Annotated in this window: 1 protein-coding gene; it reads left to right on the top strand. The window is 52.5% G+C overall.

The annotated features are described in order from the left end of the window. Window positions 1-15: 15 nt before the first annotated feature. A partial coding sequence (locus ACESYO_RS16425) for a hypothetical protein (RefSeq protein WP_373210886.1) occupies window positions 16-701 on the top strand: 686 nt, incomplete at its 3' end.

Here is a 701-nt window from a genome sequence, read left to right on the forward strand (position 1 = left end):
TTCAGCTGGAATGAGATGGCACAGCGGTTGGGACAGTTCGTGCAGGAGAACCGCTACCTCACCCCAGATGAACAAAACCAGTATATACAATGGCTTAGCCAGCAGGAAATGCAGGAACCCCCTGACATAGAACCCGCTGCTGACTCCGATCATCCCAATTCGCCCCCCAACCCAGAAGAAGTTCGCACCTGTGAGATCGGAGATATTGTATATCTTGAAGATGGAAATCCATTTCTCATACAAGATATCGGGCGTCACGATATTCATTTGCAGGACCAGTCCATGCCTTTGTTCAGTCGCGGAATCTCCCGTGAGGAATTTGCCCGACTTTTGGCACTGGACCCGCGTAATGCACATTTATTGGCTCCCCCCGACGATGTAACACAGGGCGAACCTTCGGCTCCTGGGCACATGGAATCCTCTCCCTCTGAATCGGATTCACCTTTCGTGGAACAGGTCATGGCGGATGCCAAGGCATTGTCCGAGCCTCGTGTCTATGAGCCCATCAACTATGTTGCCCCATATCGTCCGCAACTGCCTGGCTCACCGAAAGAAAAGTACGCCGCTAACGTAGCCGCGATCCGAACCCTGAAAGCAATTGAACAGCGGGTAGCAAAAGGCGGTGATCCTGCCAACAGCGAGGAACAAACGATACTGGCAAAATATTGTGGTTGGGGTGGTCTGGCAGATGCCTTTGACCC

Source organism: Allofournierella massiliensis (assembly GCF_964241245.1).
GTDB classification, from domain to species: Bacteria; Bacillota; Clostridia; order Oscillospirales; family Ruminococcaceae; genus Allofournierella; species Allofournierella massiliensis.